This is a genomic window from Heyndrickxia sp. NPDC080065, assembly GCF_050281185.1.
GTDB lineage: Bacteria > Bacillota > Bacilli > Bacillales > Bacillaceae_C > Heyndrickxia.
Window position 1 is genome coordinate 1 of the sequence record NZ_JBNNWS010000013.1, and the last position, 17,765, is coordinate 17,765.

At 34.4% G+C, this 17,765-nt stretch carries 15 protein-coding genes, 1 tRNA gene and 1 pseudogene; 16 read left to right on the forward strand and 1 reads right to left on the reverse strand.

Features of this window, described 5'->3' with window-relative positions:
• Positions 1–75 precede the first annotated feature (75 nt).
• From ACQKP0_RS16120 to yihA, 14 genes and pseudogenes are all read left to right on the forward strand, one after another.
• Positions 76–165 (forward strand): annotated as a pseudogene (locus ACQKP0_RS16120) (DNA-binding response regulator); the annotation flags it as partial.
• 272 nt (positions 166–437) lie between these two features.
• Positions 438–896, forward strand: a complete 459-nt coding sequence (locus tag ACQKP0_RS16125) for a MarR family winged helix-turn-helix transcriptional regulator (protein ID WP_427406862.1) — start codon at positions 438–440, stop codon at positions 894–896.
• A 10-nt stretch (positions 897–906) separates the two neighbouring features.
• Positions 907–1,710 carry a glutamate racemase gene (racE, locus tag ACQKP0_RS16130; RefSeq protein ID WP_427406863.1) on the forward strand — a complete coding sequence of 268 codons (804 nt, stop codon included), beginning with the start codon at positions 907–909 and terminating at the stop codon, positions 1,708–1,710.
• 106 nt (positions 1,711–1,816) lie between these two features.
• The gene (locus tag ACQKP0_RS16135; RefSeq protein ID WP_427406864.1) at positions 1,817–2,875 is read left to right on the forward strand and encodes a GerMN domain-containing protein; all 1,059 of its coding nucleotides are present in this window, start codon (positions 1,817–1,819) and stop codon (positions 2,873–2,875) included.
• 94 nt (positions 2,876–2,969) lie between these two features.
• A complete protein-coding gene (rph, locus tag ACQKP0_RS16140; protein WP_427406865.1) occupies positions 2,970–3,728 on the forward strand; it encodes a ribonuclease PH in 759 nt (252 codons plus the stop codon).
• 4 nt (positions 3,729–3,732) lie between these two features.
• Positions 3,733–4,347, forward strand: a complete 615-nt coding sequence (locus ACQKP0_RS16145; protein WP_427406866.1) for an XTP/dITP diphosphatase — start codon at positions 3,733–3,735, stop codon at positions 4,345–4,347.
• Entirely contained in the window at positions 4,344–4,853 is a 510-nt protein-coding gene (locus tag ACQKP0_RS16150) for a metallophosphoesterase (protein WP_427406867.1), read from the forward strand. The genes ACQKP0_RS16145 and ACQKP0_RS16150 overlap by 4 nt, the downstream gene beginning before the upstream one ends.
• Positions 4,854–4,992: 139 nt before the next feature.
• A tRNA-Arg gene (locus ACQKP0_RS16155) sits at positions 4,993–5,066 on the forward strand.
• A gap of 382 nt (positions 5,067–5,448) precedes the next feature.
• Positions 5,449–6,462, forward strand: coding sequence for a tetratricopeptide repeat protein (locus ACQKP0_RS16160; protein WP_427406868.1), 1,014 nt, complete (start codon positions 5,449–5,451; stop codon positions 6,460–6,462).
• Between the two features lie 147 nt (positions 6,463–6,609).
• On the forward strand, positions 6,610–7,896 hold the full coding sequence (tig, locus tag ACQKP0_RS16165) for a trigger factor (protein WP_427406869.1): 1,287 nt from the start codon (positions 6,610–6,612) through the stop codon (positions 7,894–7,896).
• A 510-nt stretch (positions 7,897–8,406) separates the two neighbouring features.
• Positions 8,407–9,675 carry an ATP-dependent protease ATP-binding subunit ClpX gene (gene clpX / locus ACQKP0_RS16170; protein ID WP_427406870.1) on the forward strand — a complete coding sequence of 423 codons (1,269 nt, stop codon included), beginning with the start codon at positions 8,407–8,409 and terminating at the stop codon, positions 9,673–9,675.
• A 152-nt stretch (positions 9,676–9,827) separates the two neighbouring features.
• Entirely contained in the window at positions 9,828–11,495 is a 1,668-nt protein-coding gene (gene lonB, locus ACQKP0_RS16175) for an ATP-dependent protease LonB (protein WP_427406871.1), read from the forward strand.
• Between the two features lie 278 nt (positions 11,496–11,773).
• The gene (lon, locus tag ACQKP0_RS16180) at positions 11,774–14,098 is read left to right on the forward strand and encodes an endopeptidase La (protein ID WP_427406872.1); all 2,325 of its coding nucleotides are present in this window, start codon (positions 11,774–11,776) and stop codon (positions 14,096–14,098) included.
• Positions 14,095–14,676, forward strand: a complete 582-nt coding sequence (yihA, locus tag ACQKP0_RS16185; RefSeq protein ID WP_427406873.1) for a ribosome biogenesis GTP-binding protein YihA/YsxC — start codon at positions 14,095–14,097, stop codon at positions 14,674–14,676. The genes lon and yihA overlap by 4 nt, the downstream gene beginning before the upstream one ends.
• Positions 14,677–14,745: 69 nt before the next feature.
• Here the strand turns inward: yihA and ACQKP0_RS16190 are convergent, their stop codons facing one another.
• The gene (locus tag ACQKP0_RS16190) at positions 14,746–15,231 is read right to left on the reverse strand and encodes a LiaI-LiaF-like domain-containing protein (RefSeq protein WP_427406874.1); all 486 of its coding nucleotides are present in this window, start codon (positions 15,229–15,231) and stop codon (positions 14,746–14,748) included.
• Positions 15,232–15,453: 222 nt separating this feature from the next.
• Between ACQKP0_RS16190 and hemA the strand changes: the two genes are divergently transcribed.
• Together hemA and ACQKP0_RS16200 are read left to right on the forward strand one after the other, a co-directional pair.
• Positions 15,454–16,782, forward strand: coding sequence for a glutamyl-tRNA reductase (gene hemA, locus ACQKP0_RS16195; protein WP_427406875.1), 1,329 nt, complete (start codon positions 15,454–15,456; stop codon positions 16,780–16,782).
• A gap of 139 nt (positions 16,783–16,921) precedes the next feature.
• Positions 16,922–17,755: a cytochrome c biogenesis protein gene (locus tag ACQKP0_RS16200; RefSeq protein ID WP_427406876.1), complete on the forward strand. Its 834-nt coding sequence runs from the start codon at positions 16,922–16,924 to the stop codon at positions 17,753–17,755.
• Positions 17,756–17,765 lie beyond the last annotated feature (10 nt).

Consider the following 17,765-nt stretch of genomic DNA (forward strand, 5'->3'; position numbering starts at 1 on the left):
GTTGTTTATCCTGATGGTAAGTTGGACTTTAATTACAAATTTGAGCTTTAGTTTTTTATGTGTTTGTGATTGGTATACATCACAAATGCCATGCAAAAGCTTGGAGTCAAGGGGCGTTCTCAAGCTGTGGTTGAGTTACTTCGCATGGGAGAATTAAAGCTTTAACCTGAAACCGACTGCAAATAGGCAGTCGGTTTTGTTATGGAGCTAAATATTGGATCTTAAGATAATAAATCGTTCTTGAATTTTTAATAAAAAAAAGCGACAATATTTTTAATAGATATATTACAATATATTATATTAACCAGGAGGCAACAATGTTAGGCAATCTGGAATTGGAATAAGTAAAATGACTTACCCTCAATTTACGAAAATCCATCCTCCAACCTCTGACCTCTAGCCTCCGACTTTCTGAATTGATAGGGGGTTCTTCATTAATGAATAATGAAGGAAAAGTGCAACAACATGAAAATGAAGTTGTTGCAACAATAGAAAAAGATCTGCGATATATCGCAGCGATTATCAAACAAAAAGGAAGAGAGCTATTAAGCAGCTATACTATTACACCTCCACAATTTGTAGCCTTGCAATGGTTATTTGAAGAAGGAGACATGACAATTGGAGAATTATCAAATAAAATGTATTTAGCCTTTAGCACAACGACAGATTTAATTGATCGAATGGAAAAAAATGAATTAGTCGTTCGTGTAAAAGATCCGCATGATCGAAGAGTGGTGCGTATACATCTCCTTGAAAAAGGAGAAATAATGATTGATGAGGTTATTCAAAAGCGACAAGGGTATTTACATGATATTCTTATGAATTTTTCAACAGATGAGGTCATTCATTTAAAAGACAGCCTCATAAAATTACATCATGAAATGAAAGCAGAATGAGGCGAGATAGTTGAACCAACCAATTGGATTAATTGATTCGGGTGTAGGAGGATTAACGGTAGCAAAAGAAGTGTTAAAACAATTACCAAATGAAAGTATAATATATGTTGGTGATACTGCGCGTTGTCCGTATGGTCCTAGACCCATAGAGGAAGTTAAAGCTTTTACATGGCAAATGACAAGATTTTTATTAAAAAAAAATATTAAGATGTTAGTTATTGCATGCAATACTGCTACAGCAGTAGTGTTAGATGAAATTCGCTCGCAATTGAAAATTCCGGTATTAGGTGTTATTTATCCTGGTGCAAGAGCCGCGCTTAAGACAACTAAAAGTTTTAAAATTGGTGTTTTAGGAACTATCGGTACCATTGGAAGCGGGGCCTATGAAAAAGCATTAAAATCAATTAACAGAAAGATAAGTGTTACTTCACTTGCGTGTCCAAAGTTTGTGCCATTAGTTGAAAGTGGAGAATATAAAAGCTCAATTGCAAAAAAAATTGTAGCAGAATCCTTATCTCTTATTCAAAAAAGTGATATAGATACATTGATACTAGGTTGTACCCACTATCCATTATTAGAAGGCTTAATAAAAAATGTAATGGGAGAAAATGTACAAGTTATTAGCTCTGGAGACGAAACAGCTAGAGAAATAAGTACGATATTATATTTTCGTCATATTATGAATACAGATGAAACTTCACCTAAGCACCATTTTTTTACAACAGGATCAAGCAGCATTTTTTCTAAAATCGCATCGACTTGGCTTGAACAAGATATTACAGAAGTAGAAACCATATATTTAGGAGAGGAATAACTCCTAAATATATGGTTTTATTTATTTTTTAACATGAAAAAACGGTCTATTTTATAAAAAGGCTCGTATACATAATAGTACAAACTGTTCTTAGGGGGAGTACCTTATGTCTAAAAAAACAAAAGCTACTGTAGCAATTACTTTGCTAGCATCAAGTGTTTACTTGTCAGGCTGTGGGTTATTTGGCGGCGGGAAATTGGACAAAATTGATCCACCACCAAAGGTTACATCTTTAAGTAAAGGTGAGTCTTTGGATGAAGGGAGTAAAAATAAGTTAACTGCTGCTGAAAAAGAAAATTCAATCATGACAGAGTTATATTTGATTGATAAAAATGGTTATGTCGTTTCCCAAACCTTGCCATTACCGAATGAGAAAGGAATTGCGACGAAAGCATTAGAATATTTAGTAGTTGATGGACCAGTTCAAGACATGATCCCAAATGGTTTTCGTGCTGTAATTCCAGCTAATACTAATATTAGTGTAAATGTGGTGAAAGATGGAACAGCTATTGTCGATTTTTCAAAGGACTTTAAGAATTATGATAAAAAAGATGAAGAGAAAATCCTTCAATCGATTACATGGACATTAACCCAGTTTGATTCTATCAAAAAAGTCCAACTCCAAGTAAATGGTCATCCTTTGAATGAGATGCCGGTAAATGATACTCCTATTAATCCGGATGGTCTAACAAGAGCAGATGGTATTAATAATGACTTTTCTGATGTAATAGATATTACGAATACACATGCATTGACCGTTTATTATTTAGCTGATAATGCAAAATATTTTGTTCCTGTTACAAAGCGGGTATCAAATACCGAAACAAATGATGCTAAAGCAATAATTAATGAGTTGGTTAAGGGGCCTGATCAACGTTCAACGTTAGTATCCGCATTTAACCCTGATGTAGCTTTGTTAAATGATCCTGTAATTCAAGAAGGGAAAGTAACCTTGAACTTTAATGAAAATATACTCGGCGGCTTTGAAGAGAAAATAATTTCTGATAATGTATTAAAACCACTCGTTTATTCTTTAACAGAGCAAAAAGGAATAAAAAGTGTTGCGGTAGAAGTAAATGGCAGTACGAAGCTGCTTGATGAAAATGGGAAACCATTAACAGAACCGGTTACTCGACCCGAAAAGGTAAACACAGGTAGTTTTTAATCATAGAAATTTGATATACTATATACTGTATATAAGGAGGTTGGCAGTTTGCCGCCTCTTCTTTATTAGTTTAAACACAAGGGAGGTTCTACTATTGAGAGTTGACGGTAGAGAGAAAATACAATTAAGACCAATACATATAGAAACAGACTATTTAATGCATCCTGAAGGCTCTGTACTTATCATTGTTGGAAATACAAAGGTAATTTGTACTGCGAGTATAGAAGAAAGAGTACCCCCATTTATGCGTGGAAGCGGCAAGGGCTGGATTACCGCAGAATACTCAATGCTGCCACGAGCAACGGATCAACGCAATATACGTGAATCTTCAAAAGGAAAAGTGTCTGGACGTACGATGGAAATCCAAAGACTAATTGGGAGAGCTTTACGTGCTGTAGTAAATTTAGACAGCATTGGTGAGAGGACTATTTGGATTGATTGTGATGTTATACAAGCGGATGGCGGAACTCGTACAGCTTCTATAACAGGTGCTTTTGTTGCAATGACACAGGCACTAGCAAAACTACATGAGAATAAAGTAATAAAAAATTTCCCTGTAACCGACTATTTAGCAGCAACAAGTGTGGGGATCATTCAAAATATTGGAACTGTACTAGACTTAAACTATGCCGAAGATAGTCAAGCATTGGTTGATATGAATGTAGTCATGACTGGTGCAGGTAAATTTGTAGAATTACAAGGAACAGGAGAGGAAGCAACGTTTTCTCAAGATGAACTACAACAATTACTTGATGCAGCAAAACATGGGTTAACAGAGCTGTTTACTATTCAAAAACAGGCTCTTGGCGAAATTTCAGCAAAAATAGAAAAAAATAAAAATGGTGAGGAATAGCATTATGGAAAATCAAGTAATCATTGCGACTAAAAATAGTGGCAAGGCTAAAGAATTTGAAAAAATGTTTTCAGAATATAACATAAAAGTGAAGACATTACTCGATTTCCCAGAGGCTATAGATGTAGAGGAAACTGGTTCAACGTTTGAAGAAAATGCAATATTAAAAGCAGAAACCATTTCAAAACAATATAATATCATGGCGATTGCAGATGATAGTGGACTCGTTATTGATGCTTTAGACGGCAGACCAGGGATTTTTTCTGCAAGATATGCAGGAGAAGAGAAAAATGATGAAGCGAATATTGAGAAAGTATTAAAAGAGATGGAGCATATCCCTGCGGAGGATCGAACAGCAAGATTTTATTGTGCTTTGGCACTTGCTAAACCAGATGAAAAAACGATTACAGTTTCGGGAACTTGTGAAGGAAATATTATCAATGAAAGAAAAGGTAATAATGGATTTGGTTACGATCCGATCTTTTTTATCAAAGATAAAGGACTTACGATGGCTGAACTACCATCATCAGAAAAAAATCTTATTAGTCATCGAGCAAAGGCCTTACAAAAGCTTAGAGTTGTATTAAAGGATATACTGGATATTGGTGATGAACAATGAAATTATTAATTGTAAGTGATAGTCACGGATTGCATGAAGAATTGAAACAGCTCAAAGAGAGATACGAAAAGACCGTAGATGCTATGATTCATTGCGGTGATTCAGAACTGATGGCAAGTGATGATGAAATTAAAGGATTTCTAATAGTCCGAGGCAATTGTGATTATGATAAGCATTTTCCTCTTGATATTTTACAAAATATTGATGGAAATAATATTTTTATTACCCATGGTCATCATTATAATGTGAAAATGACGCTCTTGAACCTTTCATATAAAGCAAAAGAAGTAGCAGCAGACTTTGTATTCTTTGGGCATTCGCATACTCTTGGGGCAGAAATGATCAACGGAACCTTATTTTTAAATCCAGGCAGCTTTTTAATGCCGCGCGGACGAAAAGACAAAACCTATGCGATCGTTGAAAAAAACGAAAATATAATTACTACGAAATTTTTTAACCACAATGATGAAGAATTAGTAGAACTCCGACAGACTTTTAACATATAATTATCTTTAATTGCAGCCATTTTAGGCTGCAATTAAAAAAAAAAATAAAAATCGAAAAAACTATTGACTTATTGTTGCTACACTACTATAATAAAAAATGTCCTGATAATAACAACGACAAAAAATACTAAAATATTATGTCCCAGTAGCTCAGCAGGATAGAGCAACAGCCTTCTAAGCTGTGGGTCGGGGGTTCGAATCCCTCCTGGGACGCTAAAATTAAAAAGAAAAATCCTTGATGTATCAAGGGTTTTTCTTTTTTTGTTTTTACAACGCAATACTCTAAATCCAAGGATTTTTCTCTTTTTTGAATAAGTTTTGTGATATCTTTACTAAGCTTAATCAACTTTTACCAGTCAAATAATATTATAACTCTATAACACTTATCATATTTCTGTTTATATCGGTCAAATCAAAGCGTTTTGGTTCGCCGTTTCTCAAATCGGATACTTTCACGTTTTTTTCTTCTATGGTTGGAGAACATTTTTGCTTGAGGCTAATCATGGCGCTTCCGCATTTAGAATTTTGAAATTGATCTCATACATATGCTAAACTAATTAGGCTCTCTTAATTGTAATAAAAGGCGGTTTCGTACATGAAGAAAAAAGATAAAGGGTCGAAGGATCAAAATATTGTTCTTTTTCCTGGGCTTAAGGATCGTCTTCTTGAATTCGGTCTGAAGCATTTAGATAATCATCAATATGATGAAGCGGTGAATCTACTTAGACAAGCGTATGAAATAGATCCGGAAAATGAAGAAATTGGTATGGGATTTCTATTAGCGCTATATGAAAGTAGCAATTATGAAGAAGCAAAAGATGTTTGTAAGGAACTTTTACATAAAGGAATAGGGAGCTATTTTGAGATTATTGACGTATATTTAATGATTTTGATCCAACTAAGCAATCATAATGAAGTCGTACATACAATTAAAGCATTACTAGATGAAAATGAAGTGCCGATGGAAAAAGTGGACCATTATGAAAAATTACTGCAATTTAGTCAAAATCGAGTGATAACGGACAAACAACCCATAGATACACATCTGAATAAGAAAATGGAACCATTATTTTTGAATGGGGATATGAAGGAAAGTATTTTTAAAATTGCCGGATTAGCCAATCAAAATATTTTTCCTCATCTTACTGAGTTAACAAATTATCTTGAAAATGAGTCAGCACATCCTTTTTTACAAACGATGGTACTAAACCTGTTGAGAGAGCACGGTATTGATAAAAATATTGTAGTGAAGAAATTTCATTATGAAGAAACATTGATACCGGTCAATCTGAATGCGGTTTTTGAGACACCATTTTATTTAGTATTAATTGACTATATGAAAGAAAAAATTGAAAACGAAAATCCGACTTTATTTAATCAAATCAAAGAAATGGCGGACCGTCACTTATTCCTGCTTTATCCGTATGAATTGATTCCTAATAAAAAAAATTTATGGACAGCTGCGTATCACAGTTTTGGTCATGAGTTATATGGAGAAAGTATGGATTTGAATAGAAAAGCAAAAGACTATGAAGTTGACGTTTCTAGTCTAGTAAATGCAATTGGATTTATAAAAAAACTAGAAGAAATTTCTTTACCGATTGTATAGCTCCTTCTTGAAACAGAAAAAACGTATGTTATAATGAAAGGGTTGTAATGTATTTTCATTTAAATCAGTAATGGCAATAACTTAGAAAGTTTATCTATTAAAAATGTTCATTACACTATCAAAATATAGATTGTTGGAGGGAAAGGTATGTCAGCAAAATGGGAAAAACTCGAAGGAAACCAAGGCGTATTAACTGTAGAAGTTGATGTGGAAACTGTAAACACTGCATTGGATGGTGCCTTCAAAAAAGTCGTGAAACAAGTAAATATTCCAGGATTCCGTAAAGGTAAAATTCCTCGTGGAATGTTCGAACAACGTTTCGGTGTAGAATCATTATATCAAGACGCATTAGATATTATTTTACCTGAAGCATATGCACAAGCAATTGATGAAACTGGAATTGAACCTGTGGATCGTCCTGAAATTGATATTGAGCAAATGGAAAAAGGTAAAGAACTAATTTTCAAAGCAACTGTTACTGTAAAGCCTGAAGTAAAATTAGGTGACTACAAAGGGTTAGAAGTTGAAAAGCAAGATACTGAAGTAACAGATGAAGATGTAGAAAATGAATTAAAAACACTTCAAGAGAAACATGCAGAGCTTGTTCTTAAAGAAGAAGGAACTGCTGAAAACGATGATACAGTTGTTATTGACTTCGAAGGATTTGTGGATGGAGAAGCATTTGAAGGCGGAAAAGGAGATAATTACTCTTTAGTTCTAGGTTCTGGAAGCTTCATCCCTGGTTTTGAAGATCAATTAGTTGGTGTAAAAGCTGGAGAAGAAAAGGATGTAGAAGTTACATTCCCAGAAGAATATCATGCAGCTGAATTAGCAGGTAAAGCAGCTACATTTAAAGTAACTGTTCATGAAATTAAAACAAAAGAACTTCCTGAATTAGATGATGAGTTCGCAAAAGATGTTGATAGCGAAGTTGAAACAATTGCTGAACTTAAAGAAAAAACTAAAAAGAACCTAAAACATTCGAAAGAGCATGAAGCAGAACATGCCGTTCAAGACGCAGTTGTAGAAAAAGCAGCTGAAAATGCGGAAATCGATATCCCTGAAGCAATGATCAATAATGAAGTTGATCGTATGATGCAAGAATTCGAACAACGCCTTCAAATGCAAGGGATGAATCTTGAACTTTATTTCCAATTCTCTGGTCAAGACGAACAAGCACTGCGTGATCAAATGAAGGAAGACGCTACAAAGCGTGTTCGTAGTAACCTTACTTTAGAAGCAATTGCTGAAGCTGAAAAAATTGAAGTTTCAGATGAAGAAGCAGAAGAAGAAATTACAAAAATGACAGAAATGTACAATATGTCTGCTGAAGATATCAAAAAAGCACTTGGTGGATTAGACACAGTTAAAAAAGACGTGAAAATCCGTAAAGCAGTAGAATTTCTTGTACAAAACAGTAAAACTGTTGCATAATATATAGAAAAGCGAAAAGCACCATGGTCAGCCCCGAAGAGCAAATGTTATTTGCCACGAGGCGTTGGAGCTGGATCAATAAAAATAAAAAAAGAATAAACAATATAAAAACAAGGCGCGACTTTTTCGTGCCTTGTTTTATAAAAAATACATACATATTTTTAAGCTTATTTCAAAAAAATGTACATATGAAGAATATAAAACTTATTTTCGGGAAACTCTTGAGTAAGTAGGAATTTACCTCTTCAATGGCGAAAATAATAAGAGTAAGGCTTAAAATTTCCTGTCCAATATAGAAATATGATACAATCCAATACATAATTAATTTTAAAGAAAACGAATAGCTACTTTTTTGAAAAGTATTAAATAACTGGTTCTGCAAAAAGGTGAACCTCAAAACTTTATTATGGTTTTACTGAAGTTAGCTAGACTTTACACAATATATGCTTTTCAAAAAATTGGCAAATTATGAAGTAAGAAAGAAAGTTTTTTAATAAGGGGTGAATCTCATTGTTTAAATTCAACGATGAAAAACAACAATTAAAATGTTCGTTTTGTGGTAAAACACAAGATCAGGTCCGAAAATTAGTTGCAGGACCAGGTGTTTATATATGTGATGAATGTATCGAGCTTTGTACCGAGATCGTTGAAGAAGAACTTGGTACTGAGGAAGAAGTTGAGTTTAAAGATATTCCAAAGCCGCAAGAAATTAGGGAAATCTTAAGAGAATATGTTATTGGACAGGATCAAGCCAAAAAATCACTTGCTGTTGCAGTATACAATCATTACAAACGAATTAATACAAACAGCAAGATTGATGATGTTGAGCTGGCAAAAAGTAATATTAGTTTAATTGGACCTACGGGAAGCGGAAAAACCCTACTTGCACAAACTTTAGCAAGAATTTTAAATGTTCCTTTTGCCATTGCAGATGCTACTTCTTTAACTGAAGCTGGGTATGTAGGAGAAGATGTTGAAAACATCCTTTTAAAATTAATACAAGCAGCTGATTATGATGTTGAGAAAGCAGAAAGAGGAATTATTTATATTGATGAAATTGATAAAGTTGCACGTAAATCTGAAAATCCATCGATTACAAGAGATGTTTCGGGTGAAGGTGTACAACAAGCCTTGTTAAAAATTTTAGAAGGTACAGTTGCAAGTGTACCACCTCAAGGTGGCCGTAAACATCCACATCAAGAATTTATTCAAATCGACACAACCAATATATTATTTATTTGTGGCGGAGCATTTGATGGTATTGAACAAATCATTAAACGCCGTTTAGGCCAAAAAGTTATTGGTTTTGGAGGCGAGAATAAACAACAAGACATCGATGATAAAAAATTATTATCAAAAGTATTGCCAGAAGACCTTTTGAAATTTGGATTAATCCCTGAATTTATAGGGCGTTTACCAATTATTGCAAGCTTAGAGCCGCTTGATGAAGAAGCGCTAATTGAAATTTTAACTAAACCAAAGAATGCTTTAGTTAAGCAATATAGAAAAATGCTTGAGCTTGATGATGTCGAATTAGAGTTTGAAGAAAGTGCATTAAAAGAAATTGCTCGCCGTGCAATTGAGAGAAAAACTGGAGCACGTGGATTACGCTCTATTATTGAAAGTATCATGTTGGACGTAATGTTTGACTTACCGTCGCGAAAAGATATTAAAAAATGTATCGTTACAAAAGAAGCCGTTCTTAACAACGAACCGCCTAAACTAGTTCTTGAAGATGGAACTATTGTAGAAGGTGACGAACAAACGAAAACAGCTTAATCAAGGAAAAAGTCTAGTAGATGCTTTATTTTACTAGGCTTTTTTAGTTTTGTGCGTAATAAATGCACATAAAAAATTGGTTTATTCCCACACCCTCAAGGAAATACTAGCTTATATATATTTATTCTATAAAGCATCTTGGAGGGAATACGATGAGTTGGACAGGGATAGCATTATTAATTCAATTATTTTTTGGAGTGATTATCGGTTTATATTTCTGGAACTTGCTTAAAAGCCAAAAAACACAAAAAATATCTATAGATCGGGAATCTCGTAAGGAAATGGAGCAATTACGAAAAATGCGTTCCATTAAGTTAACTGAACCGTTAGCAGAGAGGGTACGCCCATCCAACTTTGAAGATATAGTTGGGCAAGAAGATGGCATTAAATCATTAAAAGCAGCTCTTTGTGGACCAAATCCGCAACATGTAATAGTATATGGTCCTCCAGGCATAGGGAAAACAGCTGCAGCTAGATTAGTACTTGAAGAAGCGAAGAGAAATGCAAAATCTCCTTTTAAACAAGGAGCAGTTTTTATTGAACTAGATGCAACCACAGCAAGATTTGATGAACGTGGCATTGCTGATCCTCTAATTGGCTCAGTACATGACCCGATATATCAAGGTGCTGGGGCCATGGGGCAAGCCGGTATTCCACAACCAAAGCAAGGTGCTGTGACAAATGCACATGGTGGTGTTCTATTTATTGATGAAATTGGAGAACTTCATCCGATTCAAATGAATAAGCTTTTAAAAGTATTAGAGGATCGAAAAGTCTTTCTAGACAGTGCTTATTATAGTGCAGAGAATTCACAAATCCCTTCGCATATTCATGATATTTTTCAAAACGGGCTACCTGCAGATTTCCGTTTAATTGGGGCAACTACTAGAACACCAAATGAAATCCCTCCTGCTATCCGTTCAAGATGTATGGAGGTGTTTTTTCGGGATTTGGAACAAGATGAAATTGCTAAGGTTGCTAAAAAGGCTGCTGAAAAAGTCAATTTATCAATTTCTGATTCTGGATTACATATTCTTGCCTCATATGCCAGGAATGGACGTGAAGCGGTTAATATGGTTCAAATAGCTGCTGGGCTAGCAATCCAAGAGGAACGAAGTTTTATAAATGATGCAGAAATTGAATGGATTATTCAATCTAGCCAATTAACACCAAGATTTGAAAAGAAAATTGGAGAAAAATCTACTATAGGCCTTGTGAATGGATTAGCAGTTACAGGCCCTAATAGTGGAATATTACTTGAAATTGAAGTAACCGTAATTCCTGCGAAAGAAAAGGGAACAATTAATATTACAGGAATTGTAGAGGAAGAAAGCATTGGCGGTCAGGGGAAATCAATTCGAAGAAAAAGTATGGCCCGAGGTTCTATTGAAAATGTAATTACTGTTTTGAGAACAATGGGTGTGCCCGCTGACCAATATGACATTCACGTTAATTTTCCTGGTGGCATCCCGATTGATGGACCATCTGCAGGAATTGCTATGGCAACAGGTATTTATTCCGCAATATATAAGATCCCTGTTGACCATTCAGTTGCAATGACTGGTGAAATAAGTATACATGGAAATGTAAAGCCGGTTGGAGGAATCTTTGCAAAAGTAAAGGCTGCAAAACAAGCAGGTGTCAAAACCGTCATTATTCCAGCTGAAAATATGCAGTCAATTTTAAAGGAAATTGATGATATTACGATTATCCCTATTTACCAATTTGAAAAAGCCATTGAATTAGCTTTAATCAATAGATTTGAAGGAGAATCTTCTTTTACTAATACAATTGAGGAAATGGACAAAAAAAGTGTGTGAAATTTCGAATCGATTTGGTTCACTCCAAATCGATTTTTTTTTAATAATTCCTTTAGAATGTACAATACTAAGGAAGGTTATAAGATTTCATTATTTTAATTTCATAACACAATTAAATAGGTGATAGGTTCAATCATCTATGTGTTCTTTAAAATGGACACGGTTATTTAAATACGTTAGAATTGTAAAAAGATTCACCAATAAATCCTATTTAAACAGGGGTATATTGGTAACAATAAGTACGAAACGTCAGGGTTTTTATTTGGAGGTGCACGATTTTGACAAAGAAAAAAGAATACACCGTTCCTCTTCTTCCATTACGAGGATTGCTTGTGTACCCAACGATGGTCCTTCATTTAGATGTAGGACGTGAGCATTCAGTCCAAGCGTTAGAATTAGCAATGATGAATGATCATCTCATTTTTTTAGCAACACAAAAGGATGATTCTATAAATGAACCAACTGAAGAAGATCTTTATCATATGGGTACATTAACAAGGGTAAAGCAAATGCTTAAATTACCTAATGGAACCATCCGTGTATTGGTAGAAGGATTATTTCGAGCAGAAATAAAGAAATTTTATGATAACAATAATTATTTTTCAGTTACACTAAAAACATATGAAGGCAACGACAAAAACGATGTAGAAACAGTGGCATTGATGAGAACCATGCTTGATTATTTTGAGCAATACATAAAGCTTTCAAAGAAAATTTCTGCAGAAACTTTTGAAACTGTTGCAGATATCGAGGAACCAGGCAGAATGGCAGATATTATTGCTTCTCATTTGCCTCTAAAATTAACTCAAAAACAAGAAATATTAGAAACGGTCGAAATAAAAGACCGCTTAAATAAAGTTATTGAAATTATTCATAATGAAAAAGAAGTTTTAAATTTAGAAAAGAAAATTGGTCAGCGTGTTAAAAAGTCTATGGAACGGACACAGAAAGAATATTATCTGCGTGAACAAATGAAAGCCATTCAAAAAGAACTAGGTGACAAAGAAGGCAAGACTGGTGAAGTCGCCGAAATTACTGAGAAAATTGAAACCGCAGGAATGCCAGAACACGTTAAGAAAACGGCATTTAAAGAATTAGACCGGTACGAAAAAGTGCCATCAAGCTCGGCTGAAAGCTCAGTAATCCGCAACTATCTTGATTGGTTAATCGCACTTCCATGGTCAAAAGCAACAGAGGATGATTTAAATATTACGAAAGCAGAAAGTATTTTGAATCGAGAGCATTATGGTCTCGAAAAGGTGAAAGAGCGTGTTCTTGAATATTTAGCCGTTCAACAACTAACTCAAGCGATAAGAGGACCAATTCTTTGCTTAGCTGGACCTCCAGGTGTTGGTAAAACGAGCTTAGCGAAATCGATTGCAGAGTCCTTAGGTAGAAAGTTTGTAAGAGTATCCCTCGGTGGTGTTCGAGATGAATCAGAAATTCGCGGTCACCGAAGAACATATGTAGGTGCGATGCCCGGTAGAATTATTCAAGGTATGAAAAAGGCAGGTACCATCAATCCAGTATTTTTATTGGACGAAATTGACAAGATGTCAAATGACTTTCGCGGTGATCCTTCTGCTGCAATGCTGGAAGTATTAGATCCTGAACAGAACAATAGTTTCAGTGACCACTATATTGAAGAAATGTATGATCTATCAAAAGTAATGTTTATTACGACCGCAAATGATCTATCTGCTATTCCAGGACCATTACGAGATAGAATGGAGATCATCTCGATTCCCGGTTATACTGAACTAGAAAAAATTCATATAGCTAAAGATCACTTGCTACAAAAAGAAATGACCGAACACGGCTTAGCGAAAGGACAATTGCAAGTGAGAGACGATGCTTTTCAAAAAATTGTCCGTTACTATACACGCGAGGCCGGGGTAAGAAGTTTAGAACGTGAAATTGCCTCTATCTGTAGAAAAACAGCTAAAATTATTGTCTCTTCAGAGCGAAAACGAGTGATCGTAACTGAAAAGAATCTTGAAGAGTTTCTAGGAAAGCTAAGATTTAGATATGGACAAGCAGAAATAGAAGATCAAGTAGGTGTAGCTACAGGGTTAGCCTATACGACAGTAGGGGGAGATACATTACTCATTGAAGTTTCTCTTTCTCCAGGAAAAGGTAAATTGGTTTTGACAGGTAAATTAGGAGACGTGATGAAAGAATCAGCTCAAACGGCTTTCAGCTTTGTTCGTTCTAAAGCAGCCGAATTTAACCTAGAAGAAAACTTTTACGAAAAATATGATATTCACATTCATGTTCCTGAAGGTGCTGTACCAAAGGATGGGCCATCTGCAGGAATTACGATTGCAACTGCGTTAACCTCTGCATTAACTGGTATACCAATTCGCAAAGAAGTTGGGATGACAGGAGAAATTACTCTACGTGGACGTGTATTGCCGATAGGTGGATTGAAAGAGAAAACATTAAGTGCCCATCGAGCAGGGCTTACAACAATTATATTACCAAAAGACAATGAAAAGGATATTGATGACATTCCTGAAAGTTTGAGAAATGATCTTAAATTAATACCTGTTTCACATATGGATGAAGTCTTGAAGGTAGCTTTAGTAGGTGATAAAAAATGAAAGTAAATCAGGCAGAATTAGTTATAAGTGCTGTAAGAAAAGAACAATATCCAGACGAACATTTTCCCGAATTTGCACTGGCGGGTCGTTCAAACGTAGGAAAATCTTCATTTATTAATAAAATGATCAATCGAAAAGCTTTGGCGAGAACATCGTCAAAGCCAGGAAAAACCCAAACTCTAAATTTTTATAAAATTGAGGACTCATTATTTTTTGTAGATGTTCCTGGTTATGGATTTGCTAGAGTTTCAAAAACGGAACGTGAAGCATGGGGGAAAATGATTGAAACATACATCACAACTAGAGAACAGCTTTGTGCTGTTCTCCTAATTGTTGATTTACGGCATCCTCCAACAAAAGACGATGTATTAATGTATGATTTTCTAAAGCACTATGAAATTCCTTGTGTTGTCATTGCCACAAAGGCAGATAAAATTCCCAAAGGAAAATGGCAAAAGCATTTAAAAGTTACAAAAGAAACACTCAATTTTGACCCAAACGATGATATGATACTTTTCTCCTCCGAAACAGGCGAAGGAAAAGACAAAGTTTGGGGAACTCTAAAAAAATGGATGTAAAAAAAGACCCAACTTGGGTCTTTTTTCTTGTCTAGCTCCAGCGCCTATCGGCTAGCGGATTTCTTGGTATTATTTACGTTTAAAGAATAAAAGATAGAGTCCGATTGCTATTAATAAAAAGGGCCAAAAATTTAAAATAGAAGCAAACTTAGTATCTAATAATCCCATCCATTTGAACACTTCATTATAGAATAAAAGAATAATAGATATAATTAAAAATAAAATTCCATGAAACAAGCCATTTCTTGTTTTTTGGAAACGTAATAAAAAGCCTAATGAAATAATTAAAATAAACACACCAATATGATCAGGCCATATGGAAAGCTTCCCGGCAATATGAAAATGAAGACCGAAACCGACAAGAATAACACCAGGTAAAATTGCTTCATAATCTTTTCCCCCGTATCCTTGTCCTAAAAAACCAATACCGACAAGAATAAGAAGTGTTGGCCATGTATAATAGTCTTTAAACATTTCAATATGATTTTGTTGGAGAAAAAAATACAAACCAAACCCTAGTAAAATGATTCCTGGGAAAATTTTTTGACTTTTCATAATTAACCTGCTTTCGTTTCATTTACTTGATTCCGTTATGAATTTTTGATACGGTACTAATGGACTTAATTAATATATAATTCCTTTAGTAATTACTATAGCATAGGTTTCATTTTCTTTTCACATTTATTAAGTAGAGCAGAAATTGGACATGATATAATATATATATAGGAAATTGAAAGTCAGCCTTCTTTCAAAATTTTTTGGGGGTGCAATTTTAAAATGTACATCGTAGCAGTTGGGTTAAATTATAAAACAGCCCCTGTAGAGATACGTGAAAAGCTAAGCTTTAATGAAGCAGATTTATCTGCTGCAATGACAGCTTTAAAAAATAAAAAAAGCATATTAGAAAATGTAATTGTTTCTACATGTAATCGAACAGAGGTGTATGCAGTTGTTGATCAGCTGCACACGGGACGGTATTATATTAAAGATTTCTTGTCTGAATGGTTTCATATCGATAAAGAGGAATTCTCCCCATATTTGTTTATTTATGAACAAGAAGGAGCAATGGAACATTTATTTAATGTTATTTGTGGTTTGAATTCCATGGTTCTTGGAGAAACGCAAATTTTAGGCCAAGTAAAGAATAGCTTCTTTATTGGTCAAGAAGTTTCTTCAACAGGGACAATATTTAATCAACTTTTTAAACAAGCTATAACAGTAGCAAAAAAGGCTCATTCAGAAACTGAGATTGGATCTAATGCTGTGTCTGTAAGTTATGCAGCAGTGGAGCTTGCTAAAAAAGTCCTAGGTGATCTAAAAAATAAACATGTCCTAGTAGTGGGCGCTGGAAAAATGGGAAAGCTTGCTATAGAAAATTTATATGGAAGCGGAGCAACGAAAGTTTCCGTTATCAATCGTACATTTGAAAAAGCTCAGGATCTTGCAAAGCAATTCCATGGAAAAGCAAAAACTTTGCAGGAACTTCAGTGTGCGATTATGGAAGCAGATATTTTAATCAGCTCAACGGGTGCTAAAGATTATGTCGTAACAAAAGATATGATGATGGCTATTGAAAGAATGAGAAAAGGTCGGCCTCTTTTCATGGTTGATATCGCTGTTCCACGTGATTTGGATCCAAAAATAGCAGAGCTTGAAAGTGTCTTTTTATATGATATTGATGATTTAGAAGGCATTGTTGAAGCTAATCTTGCTGAAAGAAAAAAAGCAGCTGAAAAAATAATGATTCTTATTGAAAAAGAAATTGTTCAATTTAATGAGTGGGTTAACATGTTAGGGGTTATTCCTGTCATTACAGCATTACGGGAAAAAGCGTTATCCATACAGGAAGAAACTATGAAAAGTATTGATCGAAAAATGCCTAATCTTACAGAACGCGAACGAAAGATTTTAAGTAAGCATACAAAAAGCATTGTGAATCAATTGATAAAAGACCCTGTATCACAGGCAAAAGAGATTGCTGTACAGCCGAATGCTGCAGAACAGCTTGAATTATTTAAGAAAATATTTAATATCGAAGGTCATAATGAACAACCAGTAAAAACAAGTGAAAAAGCTTCGCTTCAATTGAATGTTCAGCCTTTATAATAATGCAATAATACTTTTTTTTATATAAAATATAAAGGAATAAGGAAATCGGCTAATATCCGATTTCCTCAAATCTACCTCTGACCTCTATCCTCTAGAAGATCGTAATGCGATTTTCTGAAGAAAGGTTGAATGTTCTATGTTTGATATTGTTATGACAAAGCTTCATGAGCTAATGATCATATTATATGCGATTAGTATTTTACTTTATTTTATAGACTTTTTACATCAGAATCAGAAGGCTAACCAATATGCTTTTTGGCTGCTTGCAATTGTTTGGGTTCTTCAAACAATTTTTTTGTTTATGTATGTGTTTCGAACGGGGAGGTTCCCAGTCCTCACATTATTTGAAGGACTTTATTTTTATGCATGGGTGTTAATTACTTTATCACTCGTCATTAATAAGATATTAAGAGTAGATTTCACCGTTTTTTTCACAAATATCATTGGATTCATTATTATGGCTATTCATACATTTGCACCAGTGCAGATGCCGAGTGTGGCAATGTCGGAAAGATTAATTTCTGAATTGTTATTTATCCACATTACCATGGCTATTTTTTCATATGCGGCTTTTTCCTTTTCATTCGTCTTTTCTTTATTGTATTTACTGCAGTATAAATTATTGAAGAAAAAGAAGTGGAGTCATCGCCTATGGCGATTAAATGATCTTTCAAAGCTTGAAAAGATGTCATATGTATTAAATATGATCGGTGTACCTATGCTGATATTAAGCTTAATACTCGGTTTACAGTGGGCATTTATTAAGCTATCAACTTTCCATTGGTACGATTCGAAAATCATTGGTTCCTTCATTGTATTAGTGATTTACAGTTTTATTTTATATTTTCGCGAGCGTAAAAATATGTTTGGAAAATCATTGGCATTGTGGAATGTTGCTGCATTTCTTGTCGTATTGATTAATTTCTTTTTAATTAGTCGCTTATCAGCATTTCATTTTTGGTATTCGTAGGAGGATATAA

What these genes read in the sequence shown, in the direction of transcription:
- ACQKP0_RS16125 (WP_427406862.1), top strand. Translation starts at nt 438, where the DNA reads ATGAATAATGAAGGAAAAGTGCAACAACATGAAAATGAAGTTGTTGCA.
- ACQKP0_RS16135 (WP_427406864.1), top strand. Translation starts at nt 1,817, where the DNA reads ATGTCTAAAAAAACAAAAGCTACTGTAGCAATTACTTTGCTAGCATCA.
- ACQKP0_RS16145 (WP_427406866.1), top strand. Translation starts at nt 3,733, where the DNA reads ATGGAAAATCAAGTAATCATTGCGACTAAAAATAGTGGCAAGGCTAAA.
- ACQKP0_RS16150 (WP_427406867.1), top strand. Translation starts at nt 4,344, where the DNA reads ATGAAATTATTAATTGTAAGTGATAGTCACGGATTGCATGAAGAATTG.
- ACQKP0_RS16160 (WP_427406868.1), top strand. Translation starts at nt 5,449, where the DNA reads ATGAAGAAAAAAGATAAAGGGTCGAAGGATCAAAATATTGTTCTTTTT.
- tig (WP_427406869.1), top strand. Translation starts at nt 6,610, where the DNA reads ATGTCAGCAAAATGGGAAAAACTCGAAGGAAACCAAGGCGTATTAACT.
- lonB (WP_427406871.1), top strand. Translation starts at nt 9,828, where the DNA reads ATGAGTTGGACAGGGATAGCATTATTAATTCAATTATTTTTTGGAGTG.
- yihA (WP_427406873.1), top strand. Translation starts at nt 14,095, where the DNA reads ATGAAAGTAAATCAGGCAGAATTAGTTATAAGTGCTGTAAGAAAAGAA.
- ACQKP0_RS16190 (WP_427406874.1), bottom strand. Translation starts at nt 15,231, where the DNA reads ATGAAAAGTCAAAAAATTTTCCCAGGAATCATTTTACTAGGGTTTGGT.
- hemA (WP_427406875.1), top strand. Translation starts at nt 15,454, where the DNA reads ATGTACATCGTAGCAGTTGGGTTAAATTATAAAACAGCCCCTGTAGAG.
- ACQKP0_RS16200 (WP_427406876.1), top strand. Translation starts at nt 16,922, where the DNA reads ATGTTTGATATTGTTATGACAAAGCTTCATGAGCTAATGATCATATTA.